The organism is Acinetobacter sp. MB5 (assembly GCF_003261585.1).
GTDB lineage: Bacteria > Pseudomonadota > Gammaproteobacteria > Pseudomonadales > Moraxellaceae > Acinetobacter.
Genome location: NZ_POVU01000031.1, coordinates 1 through 19,099, shown reverse-complemented (window position 1 = coordinate 19,099; position 19,099 = coordinate 1). Strand labels below are relative to the sequence as shown.

The following is a 19,099-nucleotide window of genomic DNA, read 5'->3' as shown; positions in this document are numbered from 1 at the left end:
CAACTTAAAAACTTAACCTATCTAGCTAAGCCCTTGTTAATCAACAAGTTTTTATCTGCATCACCGCCGATGGATACGCATTATAGAGGATTTAAAACGTCATGCAACCCCTTTTTCTAAGTTTTTAATACATCTGTGCGTTTTTTCTGCTTTTTCATGCTTTTTGCTGCTTTTATACGCATTTTTTCATAAAAAAAGGCAATCTTTTGCAGATTGCCTTTTCAAATGCTTATGCTTTTCGACACTTAATCCGTAAATGTCACTCGGGCAATCGCTTTTTTACCTGACTGAACAATAATCGTCGTGTTTTCTTTCACGGAATAGCCTGCATCCACGATATTCCAGTCAACTTTAACTGCACCACGTGCCACAGCATCTTTCGCTGCCGCTGCATTTTTAGTTAAACCAGCCGCACGAACAATAGAGGCAATAAATAGTTCACCGCCAAACTCGCCACGTGAAATGATCACTTCTGGTGTACCTTCAGGTAATTCACCTTCAGTAATGATATTGCCCGCACCTTTATGTGCATTCGCAGCCGCTTCAGCACCGTGGAAACGTTCGACCAATTCAAGCGCAAGGATTTTCTTCACTTCTTGTGGATTACGCCCATCTTCAATTTCTTTCAGCAGCGTTTTGATTTCGTCTACAGATTTAAAGCTGAGCAAGTCAAAATAACGTTCAATCAAAGAATCTGGCATTGAAAGGACTTTTTGATACATCGCACCTGGAGCATCAAACACACCAATATAGTTGCCGAGAGATTTCGACATTTTATTGACGCCATCCAGACCTTCTAGAATTGGTACAGTGATACACACTTGCGCTTCTTGGTCGTAACGACCTTGCAAGGTACGCCCCATCAACAAGTTAAAGGTTTGATCCGTGCCACCCAACTCAACATCTGCATGCAAAGCAACCGAGTCATAACCCTGTACCAATGGATACAAGAATTCATGAATCGCAATCGGTTGTTGGTTGTTATAACGCTTAGTGAAGTCATCACGCTCAAGCATACGTGCAACGGTTTGCTGCGAAGCCAACTGGATTAAGTCAGCCGCAGTTTTGGTTGCAAACCATTCTGAGTTAAATACCACTTTGGTTTTGTTTGGATCAAGAATTTTAAACACCTGTTCCTGATACGTTTTGGCATTTTCTAATACTTGTTCACGTGACAATGGTGGACGAGTTGCACTCTTTCCTGTTGGATCACCGATCATCGCGGTATAGTCACCAATCAAGAAATACACTTCATGCCCTAAATCTTGGAATGTTTTTAATTTGTTGATTAAAACAGTATGCCCAAGGTGTAAATCAGGTGCAGTTGGGTCAAAGCCTGCTTTAATTTTAAGAGGACGGTTCTGTTTCAGTTTTTTTAACAGGTCTTCTTCAGAGATAATTTCATGCGTGCCACGTTGGATCAGGGCAAGCTGTTCTTCAGCAGGTAAGAAATTTGACATCACAAAATCCAAACACATCAGTTATTCAATTTGTGCGATATACTAACACTTTTTCAGCATATTGCAGGCTTTGTTGCTCATGTCAGACATCTATATTGGAGTGATGACGGGAACAAGTATGGATGGTGTCGACATCGTAGCCGCCTCATTTGACCCTTTACAACTTCGTGCAACACTTACTGTGCCTTTTGATCCTGACTTACAAGATCAACTCATGGCACTGACTTTACCTGATGACAATGAAATTGATCGGATGGGTAAAGCCGATGTTGCACTTGCCACGATGATTGGACATGGCATTAACCAACTGATTGAAAAAAATCAGCTTGACCGTAAAAAAATTATTGCTATTGGCTCACATGGACAAACCATTCGCCATCGTCCTGAACATGGTTTTACCTTACAGATCGGTGATCCCAACATTATTACCGAACTCACGCAAATTCCTGTGGTTTCAGATTTCCGCCGCCGAGACATGGCAGCAGGTGGACAAGGTGCCCCGCTCGTGCCTGCCTTTCATCAGGCCTTGTTTCAACATGCTTCGCTTGATCGGGTGATTTTAAATTTGGGTGGAATTGCCAATGTCAGCATTTTGCCTGCGGATCAGCCTGAAAAGGTGTATGGATTCGATACTGGCCCAGCCAACATTTTAATGGATGCATGGTGCGAACGTTATACGGGGCATCCTTATGATGAAAATGGCGATTGGGCAGCATATGGCACACCGATCCGTTCATTACTAGATCATCTGTATGCCCATGAATTCTTCTCTAAAGAACCGCCGAAAAGTACAGGGCGCGAAGACTTCAACTTAGAATGGTTGGATGAACAACTCAGCGATTGGCGCAACGATATTTTGTATAACGAACTTGAAGATACCCCTGAAAATATTCAGGCAACTTTAGCCAAACTCACCGTTCGTGCCATTCAAAAAGCCATTTACCGTTCAGGGCTGGAAAATGGGGAAGTCTATGTCTGTGGTGGCGGTGCCTATAACTCGCATATTTTAGAGCAATTGCGCTGGCGTTTGCGTAAGCATCACTGGGCAGTACAAACCACGGATGTTTTAGGGCTATCGCCAACATGGGTCGAAGCGACTGCCTTTGCCTGGTTGGCGATGCGTTTTGTCAAACAGTTAAGTGGTAACTTACCTGCGGTGACAGGTGCCCAAGGTTTACGCATTTTGGGTAGCATCACGGCAGTTTAAATGCCATTTTCAAGACATAAAAAAAGCCCTGCTCATCAATTACGGCAGGGCTTTTTAATATTCGAATTAAATCGAGAATGATGAACCACAACCACAGGTTGTTGTTGCATTTGGGTTCTGCACGATAAAGCGTGAGCCTTCAAGACCTTCGACATAGTCAACTACTGAGCCGACCAAATATTGGTAGCTTAAAGAGTCAACCAGCATTTTAACATCGCCATTTTCAAAAGCGGCGTCATCTTCATTGGCACTTTCTGCAAAGTTAAAGCCGTAAGAAAAACCAGAACAGCCACCGCCAGTCACATACACACGCAACATCAACGCTTCGTTGCCTTCACTGTCACGAAGTTGGCGGACTTTATTTGCAGCATTATCTGTAAGCACTAAAGCTTGAGTACTCATCGTGGGCATTCCTCACATCAATTTCGTCTTGTCTGAAGACAATTTGCGCAATCATAGCATATTCAAAATGGGGCTGCTGTTGGAAAAATTCAATTCCTAGCAATTTACTCAATTTTAACATGGCAATTTGGTTTTATCAGGATTCCTGATTAGAATAAGCACAAATTGCTACCCAGTTAAAATTTTATGATTCAGCTTGACCAACTTAGCTTACGTCGCGGTGGACGCGTGTTATTTCAAAAAGCCTCGATGCAGCTTCATCCTGGTTGGAAAATCGGTTTAACTGGGGTCAATGGTGCGGGTAAATCGACCTTATTTTCGGCCCTTCTTGGCGGGATGGAATCAGACAGCGGTTCTCTCAGTCGCCCAAATGTCTGGACTGTGGCCCATATGGCACAGGAAATCGAAGCCCTCGACATGAAAGCCATTGATTTCGTGCTTTCAGGCGATGAGGAATACTGGGAGATTCAGCACAAACTGGATCATCCAGACGAACTCAATAATGATGAACTCGCGCATTTATATGGGCGTTTTGATGAAATTAACGGTTACTCGGCACCTGCTAAAGCTTCACAATTGATGGCAGGTTTAGGCTTTTTTGAACATCAATCTGAACTGAGTGTTGCAAGCTTTTCGGGTGGCTGGCGGATGCGTTTGAATCTGGCACGTACCCTGATGAGCCGTTCTGACCTTCTTCTACTCGATGAACCGACCAACCACTTGGACTTGGATGCGATTTTATGGCTAGAAGACTGGCTTAAAGCCTATGCAGGGACGTTGGTACTCATTTCGCATGACCGTGATTTCCTCGATGCGATTACCGATCATATTCTACATATCGAAAACCAAGAGCTGATTTTATATACAGGTAACTATTCGACCTTTGAGCGTACCCGTAGCGAACGTCTTGCCCAACAGCAACAAGCTTACGAAAAACAGCTCGAAACGCGTGCACATTTGCAAAAATATATTGACCGCTTTAAGGCGCAAGCTACAAAAGCCAAACAAGCACAAAGCCGTATCAAACAGCTCGAACGCATGCAGGAGCTTTCCGCAGCACATGTCGATACGCCATTTACCTTCAGTTTCCGTGAACCGACCAAAATGAGCTCACCATTACTGGAACTGGAACACGCAGATATCGGTTATGGTGAAAAACTGATTGTGACCGATGTGAATTTGCAGATCACCCCGACCAGTCGTATTGGTTTATTGGGGATGAATGGTGCAGGTAAATCAACCCTGATTAAATCACTGGTGGGTGATTTGCCACTCATGCGTGGTCATCGTAAGGCATCTGAGTTACTCAATATCGGTTACTTTGCTCAGCACCAAATGGATGCCTTAGATGGTAATGCCAGCCCGATGTTACAACTGGCACGTATCGCCGACCCTAAAATCAGTGAAGCGACTTTGCGTTCCTTCTTGGGCAGTTTTGGCTTTAGTGGTGAACGTATGGACACCCCTTCTGAAAGCTTTTCAGGGGGTGAACGTGCTCGTTTAGCCTTAGCCTTAATTGTCTGGAAACGCCCAAATGTCTTGATTCTAGATGAACCGACGAACCATTTAGATTTAGATATGCGCCATGCTTTAACCATGGCTTTACAAGACTTTGAAGGTGCTGTGGTACTGGTCTCACATGAACGCCAACTGATTGCCAGTGTCTGCGATGAGCTGATTTTAGTACATGCAGGTCGAAGTAAAGAGTTTGAAGGTGACTTAACTGCTTATGCAGACTGGTTGCGTCAAGCTCGTATCGACATGATGAAAAATGGGCAACAACCTGCTGCACCTGTCAAATCTTTGGTTGAAGAAAAGCCTGTCATTTCCAAAACAGACAAAGAAGCACAGCGCAAAGAAGCCGCTCGCCGCCGCGATCTGACCCGCCCGATTCGTAAAAATATTGAAAATGCGGAAGCGAAAGTTGAAAAGTTACAGCCACGTTTAACCTTAATTGAACAGCAGTTAGCAGATTCAAGTCTTTATGAAGCCAATCGTAAAGATGATTTACTCAAACTGATGAATGAGCAAACCGATCTGAAGCAGCAACTTGAGCAACTGGAAGAAAAAATGCTGGAGTTAATGATGGAACTCGAAGAACTTGAGGGTTCATTTGAAGATTAAACGCTTAAAAGCCCAGTAATCACTGGGCTTTGTTTTTTCCTACCCCACAGACCGCATTGACCACTGACTCAGCAGGACTGTTACGCGGTGCAGAATGTAATTCCATTTTCTTTGCAGCTAAGCGAATAGGAATATCTTTATTATTTTTACGCTCTTTGGCATTGACCGCGATGATATTAAATCGTTTTTGAGGCTTACACTGCACTTCATACAGCATATATATAATTTGGGTTTTGGTGATGTTTTTTGCCCAAATTGTCATCGTACCGTGGGGTATAACCAGTGAATTGCGATCAAGTTGTATCTCAATATTTTTATCTTTAGAAATGGTTTGCCATGTCGTTTTAGACTGTGCATGTACCCACTGGACTGCACTCAACATCAACAAACCAGCAACATAAACGCTTTTAACAACAAAGTTCATACTTTAAATATATGCATCTCAAAATTTGGCACACCTTACCAGTTCCACAAAAGACCAGCAAAATATATAGAAAAAACAAATCAAAAGTATAAAATTCAAATTGATCATCAATCATTACCATTCTAATTCTTCAATAAAGTTTCGCTATTTTTATATTTTATTCTGTGTTGATAACTTCAAGAAAATCCACAGAACTGTGGATAACTTGAGAGTTATCCATAATCAGAAAAACTCGAACAAAACTGGATAATGATCTGTTAATGTATCCACAATGACTTGATTAGAAACTTATATTGCGTTTTCCACATCATCCACAACATGTATTGGACTCAACTTTATAATGCAATTTTTTGACTTTTTATTTAGCTTTGAACAAGCCTTGCCAATGCTGCTGCAAGAATATGGATTATGGCTATATATATTTATTTTTATTATAATTTTTTTAGAAACTGGCTGTATTTTTATGTTTTTTTTACCAGGAGACAGCCTACTCTTAAGTATTGGTGCACTCTGCGCGACAGTTGACAGTATACATTTGCTTTATATGACTCTTGTACTCTTCCTGTCCACTGCATTGGGTTATATTGCCAATTACTATACAGGCTTATATTTCAGCACCTATATTTTAAATTGCCGTTTCTTTGCTGTACGTCAGGAACATCTGGATAAAACAGATCAATTTTTTCAACGACATGGTGGAAAAACGATTATTTTGGCACGTTTTGTCCCATTCGTTCGTACTTTTGCCCCCTTTGCAGCAGGTTCTAGTGGTATGACGTATCCAACTTTTATTCTGTATAACTTTTTAGGTGCCCTGCTTTGGGTCGGTTTACTTTTAGGCCTAGGCTATGTCGGCGGTACGACCTTTTTATGGTTATTACTCAAATAAAAAAGCACCCTTTGAGGGTGCTTTTTTTTAGATGCCTAACTCAATTAAGCATCAATATCTGCATTCAACGCATTTTCTTCAATAAAGGCACGACGCGGTTCAACATCATCTCCCATTAAGCAAGAGAACATACGATCTGCTTCAATCGCATCATCAACCGTCACCTGTAGCATATTACGGTTTTCAGGATCCATAGTGGTTTCCCAAAGCTGCTCAGCATTCATCTCACCCAGACCTTTATAACGCTGAATCATCATGCCGCGACGTGAGTCCTGCAAGATATGCTGCCAAACTTGATGGAAGCTACTCACCACGATACGACGCTCGCCTTTTTGCAAGTATGCACCCTCTTCTAGCAAGCTAAACCAGCTTTTCGAGTTCTTTAACAGACGCGCATATTCAGCAGAGTTTAACAAGCCAGAATCGAGTAAATAAGCATGTGGCAAGTTATGCACATAAACGGTAATACGTGGCCAGTAATGTGTTACTTTTGTTCCATCAGTATTTTCTACGTCAAAGCTTTCCAATGAAACTTCTGGGCGAAGGCTTGGTTGAAGCTTGGTGATTTCAGCCTGCAAATGTTCAGCCCATGTTTGCACATAGTCTTGCTCAACATTTTTCTCAGTTTTGAACGCTTCTATCGCCAATAGACCATCAAGCAAACTTGCTGGATAACGTTGAGTTAAACGATGCAAGCTCTTTTGCGAAACTTGGTAATCCTGAATCACTTTTGCTAAAGCTTCACCCGCAATCGCAGGTGCTTCTGCACTCACGTGTAAAGACAATTCATCAATCGCATTAGAAATCAAATAAGTTTCCAAAGCATCATTGTCTTTAATATATTGTTCTTGCTTACCTTTTTTCAATTTATATAAAGGTGGCTGAGCAATATAAATATGTCCACGTTCAACCAGTTCAGGCATTTGACGGAAGAAGAACGTCAACAACAAAGTACGGATGTGTGAACCGTCGACATCAGCATCGGTCATAATGATAATTTTATGATAACGCAATTTGTCTGGGTTATATTCTTCACGTCCGATCCCACAACCTAAAGCGGTAATCAGCGTACCCACTTCTGCTGAAGAAATCATTTTGTCAAAACGAGCACGTTCCACGTTCAGGATTTTACCTTTCAGCGGCAAAATTGCCTGCATCTTACGGTTACGCCCCTGTTTTGCAGAACCACCTGCCGAGTCACCCTCGACCAGATAAAGTTCAGACATCGCTGGATCTTTTTCCTGACAGTCTGCCAGCTTCCCTGGTAAACCTGCGATATCCAGCGCACTCTTACGACGCGTCATTTCACGGGCTTTACGTGCTGCATCACGCGCACGTGCTGCATCAATAATTTTACCTGCAATTGATTTTGCGGCTTGCGGGTTTTCCAACAAGTAAGCAGAAAACTCTTTATTCATCGCCTGCTCAACTGCAGGTTTCACTTCACTCGAGACCAATTTTTCTTTGGTTTGTGAAGAGAATTTTGGATCTGGTACTTTGACAGAAATAATCGCGGTCAAACCTTCACGGGCATCGTCGCCTGTGACACCGACTTTTTCTTTTTTCAACAGGCTTTCATTTTCCATGTAGCTGTTTAAGCCACGGGTCAATGCCGCACGGAAACCAGCCAAGTGCGTTCCGCCATCTTTTTGCGGAATATTGTTGGTGAAACAGCGAACATTTTCCTGATAAGAATCATTCCATTGCAATGCAACTTCAACACCAATCCCATTTTCAGCCTGAGTGGTGAAATGGAAAATTTCATTTAAATGGTTTTTGCCTTGGTTAATGTATTTCACAAACTCAGACAAACCACCTTCATAGTCATACACGTGTTCAAGGTTAATACGTTCGTCACGTAACACAATGCGTACACCAGCATTCAAGAAAGAAAGCTCACGCAGACGACGCGCTAAAATATCGACATTGAAAATCGTCTGGCTAAAGGTTTCTGCACTTGGCCAAAAACGGACGATGGTGCCTGTTTTATCTGTTGTACCAATCACTCGAAGTGGATATTGTGGATCACCATGTTGATATTCTTGTTCATGGACTTGACCTGCACGGTAAATCGTCAGTTGTAGTTTGCTCGACAAAGCATTGACAACCGAAACACCCACACCATGTAAACCGCCAGAAACTTTATAGCTATTGTCGTCAAATTTACCGCCTGCATGCAGAATGGTAAGAATCACTTCTGCGGCAGAAACACCTTCTTCTGGGTGAATATCGGTTGGAATACCACGACCGTTGTCTGACACACTAACGGATTCATCTTCATGAATCGTCACCACGATTTCGTCACAATGACCCGCCAAAGCTTCATCAATCGCGTTATCGACAACCTCAAAGACCATATGGTGCAAACCTGTACCATCGTCGGTATCCCCAATGTACATCCCAGGACGTTTACGTACAGCGTCTAAACCTCGTAAAACCTTAATGCTAGAGGAATCATAAGCCTTTTCATTGGTTTGTTCTGTTTGAGAAGCAGGTTGAGACTCTGAACTCATGTTTTCTCCCTAGTCATTGTGAACGACAGATTCAACAGGCTGCTGATCAGCTTGAATACTGTGAATCTTGCCGTTTTCTACATTGAATAATTGATAAAAAATAGATAGATCATGTAAATGTTTCTGTACCAACTCATGATCCAAAGTGGTCAAAAAAACCTGACTACCCAGTTGGCTTAGACGTTCCAATAAACGTCGTTGGGCAGCATTATCAAGCTCTGCCGTCAAATCATCTAATAATACCACAGTTTCCTTATTACTCGCATGTAGCATTGCAATCTGTGACAGCTTTAACGCAATGATCAGCAATTTTTTTTGCCCACGCGACAGGACTGTATCGGCATCCCCTAACGCTGTTTTTAGGCGTAAATCTGCCCGATGTGGACCATATTCGGTATAGCGTCGCTCTTTGTCTTTATCGTGTGCTGAAATCAGTTGTTGCAGCAAACCTTCTTTCTCATGAAAGCCTGCGCTATATTCCAGACGAATCTCAACATCAGGCAATAAATACTGAATATCCTGCTGAAAATACTGATTCCAATGCTGGACAATACTTATGCGTTGATGGTGCAACATTTCACCATATTCACTCAGCAACCTGTTCCACGGCTCAAGATCGAGCAATGTCAGATGTCGCTGAGTTTTTAATAAACTATTTCGCTGCTTCAAAGCTCGAGTATAGGCTTGCCATGCCGCATAAAAGTCAGGTTCCACGTGGAACATCAGCCAGTCCAACAACTGTCGTCTTGGCTTTGCACCATGATCAATAATATCGGTACTTTGTGGTTCAATCAGTTGTAAAGGAAGTATTTTAGCCAACTGACCTTGGGTCGCAATGCTATCACCATTGACCTTAATCAGTTGCTCACCCGAGGTAAATCTTTGAATACCAATTTTATCTTGGCCAGCTTGGGCAAAAATTAATGCATGGTTCTGCTCATGCTGAATATAGTTTTTAGGAAGATGAGTACGAAAAGAACGTCCTGTTGCCAGTAAATGAATGGCTTCTAAAACTGAAGTTTTCCCTGAACCATTCTGACCATAAAAAACATTAAATGGCTGCAAGCAAGGCATTGCAGCCATTTCAATGTTACGCACACGTTCGATACTTAAACGCGTAATATGCATAGGCGTCGTTACACACGCATTGGCATGACCACATAAGTCTGGTCAGCATGAGCAGGATCTTGAACCAATACCGATTGGTTTGCCTCAGTCATGGTCATGGTGACATCATCACCATCCAATACACTGAGAACGTCAAGTAAATATTGTGCGTTGAATGACATTTCCAATGCTTCATCAGCATATTGAATGACTAAGTCTTCACTCGCTTCATCTTGCTCTGGGTTATTGGCACGCAGTTGCAGGGTATCGGTATAGAAATTTAAGAATACGCCACGTAATTTTTCATTACTCAAAATCGCAACACGTTGCAAAGACTGTTTAAACACGTCATGCGCAATCACAACATGTTTGTCACCACCACGAGGAATCACGCGGCGGTAGTCTGGGAATTTTCCATCAATCAATTTTGTCGTGAAGCGAACTGTAACACTGCCCTGCTCTTTATCGCGGCTTGGCAATTGAATGGTGACATTCAACAATTCACGACCAATCAAAACCGTTAATGGCTGATCTTCAATCGTCAATAAACGCTGTAACTCACCTACTGCTTTACGTGGAACAATCGCTTGTAACGGCTGTGATGCAGTTGACGCAGCAGAAGTTTCACAGAGTGCCAAACGGTGACCATCTGTGGTTACTGCACGAAGTTGATTCTGATCAATCTCAAGCAAAGTGCCCGTCAAATAAAAACGTACATCCTGCACGGCCATCGCGAACGCAGTTTTTTCAAATAAGCGTTTGAGTTCGCGTTGAGTCACTTGAACCTGTGTGCCTTGGGTATTTTCAGTCGTTAATAACGGATAGTCTTCCGCAGGTAAGGTTCCAAGTACAAAACGGCTATTACCTGACTTCAAGATACAGCGCTGATCTTCAGTAATCTGTAAATCAATCAACGCTGCGCTTGGTAAAGATTTGCAGATATCCATAAGTTTACGTGCAGGAACTGTCGTCTCCCCTGCCTGTAAACATGCACCTTCGGCAAATGGCATGCTTGCCACCAATTCAACTTCTAAATCCGACCCTGTAATGGTCAATGCTTGTGCAGAAGCTTGAATTTTGACATTAGATAAAATGTTTAAAGTATGTCGACGTTCTACGACCCCAACAACATGAGATAGTACATTTAACAGACTCTCTTTCGCGATTTTTAGGCGCACAATGCATTCCTCTAACAGGTATCTTTTTAGACAAATAGGGGGTTGAGTCGAGTACTATGCGGCAGAAGCCTACACATTGCAACTCGACTTTTTCTCTTCAATAAATTTTGGATTTTAACTCTGTAACAGGCGGGTTAAATTCTTATAATCTTCATCAAAAATTGGATCTTCTTCACGTAAGCTTTGCACTTTTTCGCAGGCATGCATCACTGTACTATGGTCACGTCCACCAAATACCATCCCAATTTCAGGAAAGCTATCACCTGTCAATTCACGGGCCAATCCCATGGCTAACTGACGAGGACGTGCATAAATACGGGTACGCTTTGGTCCAACTAATTCTTTGAGTGGAATACGAAAATATTCACTGACCACACGTTGAATATTTTCAGTACTAATATTACGTGCACGAATTGCCAAAACATCTTTCAGCGATTCACGTACAACATCCAGATCAATTGCAGACCCTTTAAAACGTGAGATCGCAACAACTTTGTTGAGTGCCCCTTCAAGCTCACGAACGTTGGCAACCACTTGCTGAGCAATAAACAGTGCACAGTTACGTGGTAAATCAACGCCAGTGCTTTCAGCTTTTTTCAACAAAATTTCAATACGGGTTTCAATATCAGGTGGTTCAACCCCAACCGATAACCCCCAAGAGAAACGTGAAACTAGACGAGGATCTAATTCGGTTAATTCTTTTGGATAACGATCCGACGTTAGAATAATTTGCTTAGACTCATCTAACAGCGCATTAAACGTATAAAAGAACTCCACCAGACTTGCTTCTTTACCAGCCAGTAAGTGAATATCATCAACCAGTAACAAATCTAGAGAACGGCAGTTTTTCTTAAACTCTTCAACTTTGCCTTTTTGCAGAGAGCTCACAAAATCTTGTACAAAACTTTCTGCGGTCATGTACATCACACGTGCATTTGGTTTGGCTTGTAATAGTGCATTCCCCACGGCCTGCATTAAATGCGTTTTACCCAACCCCGTAGGTCCATAAAGAAATAATGGATTGTGCTGAGATGCACCGAGCTGAGTAAGCACCTTACGACAGGTTTCAGCTGCCATCTGGTTAGAACGTCCTTCAACAAACAAGGAAAAAGTAAACAAAGGGTTCAACTGGCGTTTCTTGCTCAGTTTCGACACAGGTTGAGCAACAGGAGCGACTTCAGGTTCTTTTTCTTTTCGAGATGGACTTGGGACAGGTGTTTCCAGAGCTGCTGTCGTTGTTGCTGGCTGCTCACTGGCTTTTAAAATAGCGCCAGGGCGCGAATCCACCATAATTTCAACATGACGAATACGGCCTTCTGAAAGTTGCTCAGCCAATATGGAAATCAACTCAAGATGATGTTCTTGAATATAACGTGTCCAATAAGGATTTGGTGCATATAAACGTAATGTCTGTTCGTGCTCTTCAGCAACCAACGGGCGAATCCACATCGCAAAGACATTATCAGAGAGCTCTTGTCGCAAGCGAGTTAAGCAGTCTGTCCAAAGCATGTGATTTCCCCTACGTACTGACCAAAAAATTAAATCACCCTGCGCTTCATTTGCAGGGGGTGGCTATTCTAACCAAGTTATCCACATCTGTCATAAAAAAATCCACAGATTCGAATAAAAAGTGGCAATTCAATGCGGATAAAACCCGCTCAAATCTATTGTGGATAATTTTATACACAAGCTGTGGATAAAATAACACATAAAGTTATCCACATTCTATAAAAAAGATAAAAACAATAATATCCACAATTTAAATTTATGATTTACATACAAAAAAATAAGTTATCAACAAAAAAAATCAACACTAATAATAATAAATTTGAATTTTAAAATTTAAATTTAATTAATAAGCGAAGTGAGCATTGTGGATAAGTTTAAATTTACGAATTTAAATTCAAATTCACTAAAAACAAGAAATTTGATCTAGGGTTGTTGATAACTTTGAGGATAATTGAGTGGATAAATCTGTATTGTCTTGAAAGATAAGATTCAAAATCTTTTGTTTGATATTATTTAGTTTTACTAAATACAGGATATCGAATGGCTTCGTCTAGAAAAATATGTAAGAAATCGCGTAAAAAATAGCTTTTTGATTGACAGTTGTTCGAATGCACAATAAAATCGCGAACCTTTATAGATAGATCAATTTTTGGGAATTTCTGTATGAAACGTACATTCCAACCATCTGAATTAAAGCGTAAACGCGTTCATGGTTTCCGTGCTCGTATGGCTACTAAAGCTGGTCGTCAAGTTCTAGCTCGTCGCCGTGCAAAAGGTCGTCATAGCTTAACTGTATAATTTAAAGTTAACGCTTCATCGATCTGGGTGTTGTATGACACTTTATAGTTTCAGCACAGATGTACGTATACGCTGTGCTGTAGATTACAAAAGTGTGTTCGATGGTGCGCTTTTTAAAGTGCATCAACCCCACTTTCTTTTTTTGGCTAAGCCAAGTCAGCAATCGAGCCGTCTAGGTCTTGTTGTTGCGAAAAAGAAAGTACGCCGTGCACACGAAAGAAATCGAATAAAACGGATTGCTCGCGAAAGTTTTCGCTTGAACCAACAAGCTATTGCTTCGTTGGATATTGTTGTTATGCCTAAAATGGGCATCGAAGATATTTCAAATGCTGAATTGCATCAGCAATTAAAATTTGCTTGGCAAAAACTCAATCGCTTGGCACATAAGCGTCAAAATAATACGTCTATTTCCCCACAAAAGTAGAGATAGCCAATGGTTCGAATCCTGCATTGGTTTATACGTCTTTATCAGATTGCGATTAGTCCTTTACTCGGACCACGTTGTCGCTATATTCCTACCTGTTCTCAATATGCGTTAGAAGCTTTGCAAACGCATGGCGCTGTACATGGGGTTTGGCTTGCAACCTGTCGGGTTTGTCGCTGTCATCCTTGGGGAGGTTCAGGATATGATCCTGTACCTGCAAAGGCTATTCGTTTTATTTCCTTTCAGCAAATCGATTCTCAAACGCTTCATGTTACTGTACCCTTTCGTGAACGTTTCTTGAACCAAAATTACTCTCACTACTTGGGGTCATAGCTATGCAACAATGGGCCAGGTTTGCGATTATCGGTGCCATGTTGGTAACCGCTTATTTGCTTATTTTGGCTTGGCAAAAAGACTATGGACACACAAACAGCACACCACAGCAACAAAATGTAGCGGTTGTGTCACGTAATGTGTCTGCAGATTTGCCAAACAGTCAAAATACAGCATCTACAGATATGCCACAGGCAAATGCTGTAGCACCAGCAAACACTACTTCTGCTACAGCTACAGTTAGTCAGCATCTGATTACTGTTCAAACAGATTTATATCGCCTTTGGATTACACCAAAAGGTGGTGATATTGTACGTCTTGAATTGCTTGCACATGACGAAAGCAAAGGCAGTGACCAGCCTTTTGTCATGCTTGAAAGTGATAACAAACGTACTTATGTCGCACAATCTGGTTTAATTGGTGTCAATGGACCAGACAGCAGTGCAAATGGACGTCCTGATTTTGAGGTAGAGAAAAACAGCTATACCTTAAATGACGCGAAAACTGTAACTGAAAATGGCAAAACCGTAAAAGTTCTCACAGTGCCAATGGTTTATAAAACTGCTAATGGCGTTGAAATTGTGAAAACCTTTACCTTCAAACAGGGTGATTACCCAATTGAAGTGGGTTATCAAGTCATGAACCGCAGTCAGCAAAGCTGGCAGGGGCAATTCTTCGGTCAGATCAAGCGTGATAACTCAGTCGATCCAGGTAAATCAAGTCAAGGTATCTTCCAGTTAGGAACTTATCTTGGTGGTGCTTGGGGTACCCCTGATGAGCATTACAACAAATTGAAATTTGCTAATTTCAATGATGATAAGTTGAATGTTCAAGCCAAAGGTGGTTGGGTTGCTGTGGTTCAGCACTACTTTGTGAGCGCTTGGATTCCAGGAACATTGAAGCTGACTCAAGCCAATGGTCAACCATACACTGCAACTTTACAATCTCGTAAAGCTGGTCAGGATATGAATATTATTGGATTCACTTCACCAGCGATTACTGTACCTGCTGGAACTAAAATGGAAGTCAATGCGACATTCTATTCGGGTCCTAAAGTACAGTCTGAGTTGAAAGATTTGGCCACAGGATTAAACCAAACTGTAGATTATGGTTGGTTATGGCCAATTGCTAAACTCTTGTTCCTCGGCTTGGAAACATTCCATAAGTTCTTGGGTAACTGGGGTTGGTCGATTATTCTGTTGACTGTTGTTGTGAAAATGATTTTGTGGCCATTGTCTGCAAAAAGCTATCGCTCAATGGCTAAAATGCGTGTGATTGCACCTGAAATGCAACGCATGAAAGAAGAGTTTGGCGAAGACCGTATGCGTTTCTCTCAAGAAATGATGGCTTTGTACAAACGCGAAGGGGTTAACCCGCTTTCAGGTTGCTTGCCATTATTCATGCAAATGCCAATTTTCTTGGCGTTGTATTGGGTATTGATGGAAAGCGTTGAGTTGCGTCATGCACCTTGGTTAGCGTGGATCACTGATTTATCTGCAATGGATCCATGGTTTATCTTGCCATTAATCATGGGTGGAACCATGTTTGCACAGCAAATGTTGAACCCTCAACCAGCTGATCCAATGCAGGCGAAAGTGTTCCGCTTAATGCCAATTATCTTTACGGTATTTATGTTGTTCTTCCCTGCGGGTCTGGTGTTGTACTGGATTGTGAACAACAGTATTACGATCTTACAGCAGTGGTTTATTGGTAAGAGTGTGAAAAAGCAACGTGAAACTCAAACGAGTGCTTAATCTCAATTAGACCAAGCAGACAACTGCTGAATAAATCCGCCTAAGATGTTACGCTTAGGCGGATTTTTCTTTGACTGAATATTGATAAATTTAGGTGTGTGCTATGCAAAACCAAACCACCATTGCTGCTATCGCAACGCCGCCAGGTCGTGGTGGTGTCGGTGTCATTCGACTGTCAGGTCCTAAAGCCTATGCGATTGCTCAGGCAATTAGTCAAAAGAACTTGCCTAAAGCGCGTATGGCAGGTTTTCGCCAGTTTTATGATGCTCAGGGCGAAGTGATGGATGAGGGTTTGGTCTTGTGCTTCCCTAACCCGAATTCTTTTACCGGTGAGGATGTGGTGGAGCTACAGGGACATGGTGGACCTGTGATTCAGAATGCCCTGCTCGCGCGTTTACTTGAACTTGGTGCAACTGCTGCTAAAGCAGGTGAATTTTCCATGCGCGCCTTTGAAAATAGCAAACTGGATTTGGTGCAGGCCGAAGCGATTGCTGATTTGATTGATGCGACTTCACAAGCGGCTGCGCGCTCTGCAGTACGCTCCTTACAAGGTGCATTTTCCAATAAAGTGAATACCGTTTTGGAAAAATTGATTCACTTGCGTTTGCATGTGGAAGCTGCGATTGATTTTCCTGAAGAAGAAATTGATTTTCTGGCCGATGGTAAAATTTTAGCGTTGCTGGAAGATGTACAAAGCTCAGTTCAATCTGTGCAACAGTCCGCACGTCAAGGTCAGCTGCTTCGTGAAGGTTTGCAGGTGGTGATTGCAGGTAAACCTAATGCAGGTAAATCCAGTTTATTGAATGCTTTGGCTGGGGTTGAACGTGCGATTGTGACCGATATTGCAGGGACAACCCGTGATGTTTTGCATGAAAAACTCAGCCTGAATGGATTGCCAATTACTTTGACTGATACCGCAGGTTTACGGGAAACAGGCGACATTGTGGAAAAAGAAGGTATTCGCCGTGCTATCAAAGAAATCGAACAGGCAGATTTATTGCTGCTGGTCTATGACTTGAGCCAAGGTGAAGATCCACTTCAACTGGCACAGCATTATTTTGCCGAACATTTAGAGCCACGCCGCCTGATGCTGATTGCCAATAAATGTGATTTGACCCAAACCACACCTGCAATTGGTGAATATCAGGGCTTCCGTCATATTACAGTGTCGGCGAAGCAGGAAATGGGGGTTCAGGCGCTCATAGATGCGATTACAGCACATGCAGGCTTTCATCCTGAAGAAGATACCTTTATTGCACGAACACGTCATTTAGACGCAATGAAGCGCACACAGCAGTATTTGGTAGAAGCACGTGTACAGCTAGTCGATTTTCATGCAGGTGAATTGGTCGCTGAATCACTGCGTCTTGCACAAAATGCCTTGGGTGAAATTACAGGTGAATTTAGTGCAGATGATTTACTTGGTAAAATTTTCGGTTCGTTTTGTATCGGAAAGTAGCTTTTGCTCAGTTGTGAGATCACCTATTAAAAACCCCTTCAAAACCTAGGCTTTGAAGGGGAATAAAAATGATATTTAGAAAAGCCTTGTATTAAATTAGCGTTTATCAAATGAAATTGCACCTGGGCCAGTAATTGCAAGCAATAAGAACCCACCCACGATGCTGATATTTTTAAAAAAGTGAATTTTAGTATTTAAATCTTGCATCATATCACCTGTGGTATGCCAATAAGCATGACCAATGATTGCAGTTCCCAATGTATATAAAGCTAAAAGCACCGCGATGGGACGTGTATAGAAACCGATTACAATCAGCACACCAAACAAGGCTTCAGCTACCACAGCAATAATTGCAGAGAGTGTTGGCAGTGGTGCATGTAACATGGTCATGTATTGGACTGTGCCTTCAAAACCAGTCAATTTACTAAAACCAAAGATTAAGAAGAGCGCAATTAATAGAATACGGGCAATCAGTAAAATAAGAGATTTGCCTGATCCGAAGTCTAAATAGCGAATTGTGTTCATAGCGGAATTCCAAAACTTGCTTAAATAATGATCTTATTTTAAGAGTTTTAAAAATATTAATAAGTAGGAAAAAATGACATATTGTTCTATAAATAGGACATATTATGAATAATTCTTCAATTGTTGTTTAAATTATGCATTCTTTTAGTAGGACAAGATGTTCTAGATGCTAACTATAGCGTTTTAATAATTTTAAAAATTCATCCATCTCCACTTCATTAATCACAGTTTCATCTCCCAAAACATGATGACGCAAATGCTGTTCAATCAGTTCGTTCATTAAGCCATTAATTGCGCCTTTAATGGCAGCAACCTGCTGCAATACATCAATACAACTACTATCACCTGCTTCGAGGTGCTGTTCTACACTGTGAATTTGACCTTTCAGGCGTTTCACACGATTCAATATTTTTTTATCTTGATGAAGATGACTCATATCCGAACTCAAAAAAAATAAATATACTATGGGGGAGTATATTTGAGTAATCCAAGAATGCAACGTATAGATTCAAAACGATCCCACGATCATCAGTTTGACGAAGGGAATCCATTGGCTCAGAAACGTATTTTGTGGGCCACGATTTTAACGGGTGTCATGATGGTTTTTGAAGTCGCTGGAGGATGGATTTTTAATTCCATGGCGCTTCTTGCTGATGGTTGGCACATGAGTTCTCATATGTTGGCTTTGGGTTTGGCATATATTGCTTATCGGGCTGCTCGTCATTATTCAAAAGATCAACGCTTTAGTTTTGGCACGTGGAAAATCGAAATTCTCTCAGGTTATAGCAGTGCAATTTTATTGATGGTCGTAGCGCTATTTATGGCGTTTCAATCCATTGAACGGTTATTCACGCCGCTACCTATTCATTACAATGAAGCCATTTTAATTGCGGTGATTGGATTATTGGTGAATTTACTTTGCGCTTGGTTGCTGCATGATGATCCTAACCACCACCACGATCATGATGATAATGGACATGAGCATCATCATGA

At 41.7% G+C, this 19,099-nt stretch carries 18 protein-coding genes; 9 read left to right on the top strand and 9 right to left on the bottom strand.

What is annotated here, in order from left to right:
• Nucleotides 1–245: 245 nt before the first annotated feature.
• Complete coding sequence (gene tyrS, locus C1A47_RS17140; RefSeq protein ID WP_111896237.1) at nucleotides 246–1,478, bottom strand: tyrosine--tRNA ligase; 1,233 nt, start codon at nucleotides 1,476–1,478, stop codon at nucleotides 246–248.
• A gap of 61 nt (nucleotides 1,479–1,539) precedes the next feature.
• Between tyrS and C1A47_RS17135 the strand changes: the two genes are divergently transcribed.
• Nucleotides 1,540–2,667, top strand: a complete 1,128-nt coding sequence (locus C1A47_RS17135) for an anhydro-N-acetylmuramic acid kinase (RefSeq protein ID WP_111896236.1) — start codon at nucleotides 1,540–1,542, stop codon at nucleotides 2,665–2,667.
• A 66-nt stretch (nucleotides 2,668–2,733) separates the two neighbouring features.
• On the opposite strand, the gene erpA is transcribed toward C1A47_RS17135, so the two are convergent.
• Nucleotides 2,734–3,069, bottom strand: a complete 336-nt coding sequence (gene erpA / locus C1A47_RS17130; RefSeq protein WP_111896235.1) for an iron-sulfur cluster insertion protein ErpA — start codon at nucleotides 3,067–3,069, stop codon at nucleotides 2,734–2,736.
• A 186-nt stretch (nucleotides 3,070–3,255) separates the two neighbouring features.
• Here erpA and C1A47_RS17125 point away from each other — a divergent pair, with 186 nt between their 5' ends.
• Complete coding sequence (locus C1A47_RS17125; protein WP_111896234.1) at nucleotides 3,256–5,193, top strand: ATP-binding cassette domain-containing protein; 1,938 nt, start codon at nucleotides 3,256–3,258, stop codon at nucleotides 5,191–5,193.
• A 19-nt stretch (nucleotides 5,194–5,212) separates the two neighbouring features.
• On the opposite strand, the gene C1A47_RS17120 is transcribed toward C1A47_RS17125, so the two are convergent.
• Nucleotides 5,213–5,617, bottom strand: a complete 405-nt coding sequence (locus tag C1A47_RS17120; protein ID WP_111896233.1) for a hypothetical protein — start codon at nucleotides 5,615–5,617, stop codon at nucleotides 5,213–5,215.
• Between the two features lie 340 nt (nucleotides 5,618–5,957).
• Between C1A47_RS17120 and C1A47_RS17115 the strand changes: the two genes are divergently transcribed.
• Nucleotides 5,958–6,506: a VTT domain-containing protein gene (locus tag C1A47_RS17115; protein WP_111896232.1), complete on the top strand. Its 549-nt coding sequence runs from the start codon at nucleotides 5,958–5,960 to the stop codon at nucleotides 6,504–6,506.
• Between the two features lie 44 nt (nucleotides 6,507–6,550).
• Here C1A47_RS17115 and gyrB read toward each other — a convergent pair whose 3' ends face one another.
• The 4 genes from gyrB to dnaA all read right to left on the bottom strand — a co-directional run bounded on the left by gyrB (nucleotide 6,551) and on the right by dnaA (nucleotide 12,813).
• A complete protein-coding gene (gene gyrB / locus C1A47_RS17110; protein WP_111896231.1) occupies nucleotides 6,551–9,019 on the bottom strand; it encodes a DNA topoisomerase (ATP-hydrolyzing) subunit B in 2,469 nt (822 codons plus the stop codon).
• Nucleotides 9,020–9,028: 9 nt separating this feature from the next.
• Entirely contained in the window at nucleotides 9,029–10,147 is a 1,119-nt protein-coding gene (recF, locus tag C1A47_RS17105; protein ID WP_111896230.1) for a DNA replication/repair protein RecF, read from the bottom strand.
• Between the two features lie 8 nt (nucleotides 10,148–10,155).
• On the bottom strand, nucleotides 10,156–11,304 hold the full coding sequence (gene dnaN, locus C1A47_RS17100; RefSeq protein ID WP_111896229.1) for a DNA polymerase III subunit beta: 1,149 nt from the start codon (nucleotides 11,302–11,304) through the stop codon (nucleotides 10,156–10,158).
• Nucleotides 11,305–11,418: 114 nt separating this feature from the next.
• The gene (gene dnaA / locus C1A47_RS17095) at nucleotides 11,419–12,813 is read right to left on the bottom strand and encodes a chromosomal replication initiator protein DnaA (protein ID WP_111896228.1); all 1,395 of its coding nucleotides are present in this window, start codon (nucleotides 12,811–12,813) and stop codon (nucleotides 11,419–11,421) included.
• A gap of 663 nt (nucleotides 12,814–13,476) precedes the next feature.
• Between dnaA and rpmH the strand changes: the two genes are divergently transcribed.
• The 5 genes from rpmH to mnmE all read left to right on the top strand — a co-directional run bounded on the left by rpmH (nucleotide 13,477) and on the right by mnmE (nucleotide 17,581).
• A complete protein-coding gene (gene rpmH, locus C1A47_RS17090) occupies nucleotides 13,477–13,611 on the top strand; it encodes a 50S ribosomal protein L34 (protein WP_000831329.1) in 135 nt (44 codons plus the stop codon).
• 34 nt (nucleotides 13,612–13,645) lie between these two features.
• Nucleotides 13,646–14,035: a ribonuclease P protein component gene (rnpA, locus tag C1A47_RS17085; protein WP_111896227.1), complete on the top strand. Its 390-nt coding sequence runs from the start codon at nucleotides 13,646–13,648 to the stop codon at nucleotides 14,033–14,035.
• A 9-nt stretch (nucleotides 14,036–14,044) separates the two neighbouring features.
• The gene (yidD, locus tag C1A47_RS17080) at nucleotides 14,045–14,368 is read left to right on the top strand and encodes a membrane protein insertion efficiency factor YidD (RefSeq protein WP_111896226.1); all 324 of its coding nucleotides are present in this window, start codon (nucleotides 14,045–14,047) and stop codon (nucleotides 14,366–14,368) included.
• A gap of 2 nt (nucleotides 14,369–14,370) precedes the next feature.
• A complete protein-coding gene (gene yidC, locus C1A47_RS17075; RefSeq protein WP_111896225.1) occupies nucleotides 14,371–16,122 on the top strand; it encodes a membrane protein insertase YidC in 1,752 nt (583 codons plus the stop codon).
• A 103-nt stretch (nucleotides 16,123–16,225) separates the two neighbouring features.
• A complete protein-coding gene (mnmE, locus tag C1A47_RS17070) occupies nucleotides 16,226–17,581 on the top strand; it encodes a tRNA uridine-5-carboxymethylaminomethyl(34) synthesis GTPase MnmE (protein WP_111896224.1) in 1,356 nt (451 codons plus the stop codon).
• Nucleotides 17,582–17,677: 96 nt separating this feature from the next.
• On the opposite strand, the gene C1A47_RS17065 is transcribed toward mnmE, so the two are convergent.
• Nucleotides 17,678–18,106 carry a DoxX family protein gene (locus C1A47_RS17065; RefSeq protein WP_111896223.1) on the bottom strand — a complete coding sequence of 143 codons (429 nt, stop codon included), beginning with the start codon at nucleotides 18,104–18,106 and terminating at the stop codon, nucleotides 17,678–17,680.
• A gap of 169 nt (nucleotides 18,107–18,275) precedes the next feature.
• The gene (locus C1A47_RS17060) at nucleotides 18,276–18,542 is read right to left on the bottom strand and encodes a metal/formaldehyde-sensitive transcriptional repressor (protein WP_111896222.1); all 267 of its coding nucleotides are present in this window, start codon (nucleotides 18,540–18,542) and stop codon (nucleotides 18,276–18,278) included.
• A gap of 57 nt (nucleotides 18,543–18,599) precedes the next feature.
• Between C1A47_RS17060 and C1A47_RS17055 the strand changes: the two genes are divergently transcribed.
• Nucleotides 18,600–19,099, top strand: a 500-nt coding sequence (locus C1A47_RS17055; protein WP_162625981.1) for a cation diffusion facilitator family transporter, incomplete at its 3' end; no start/stop codon positions are given.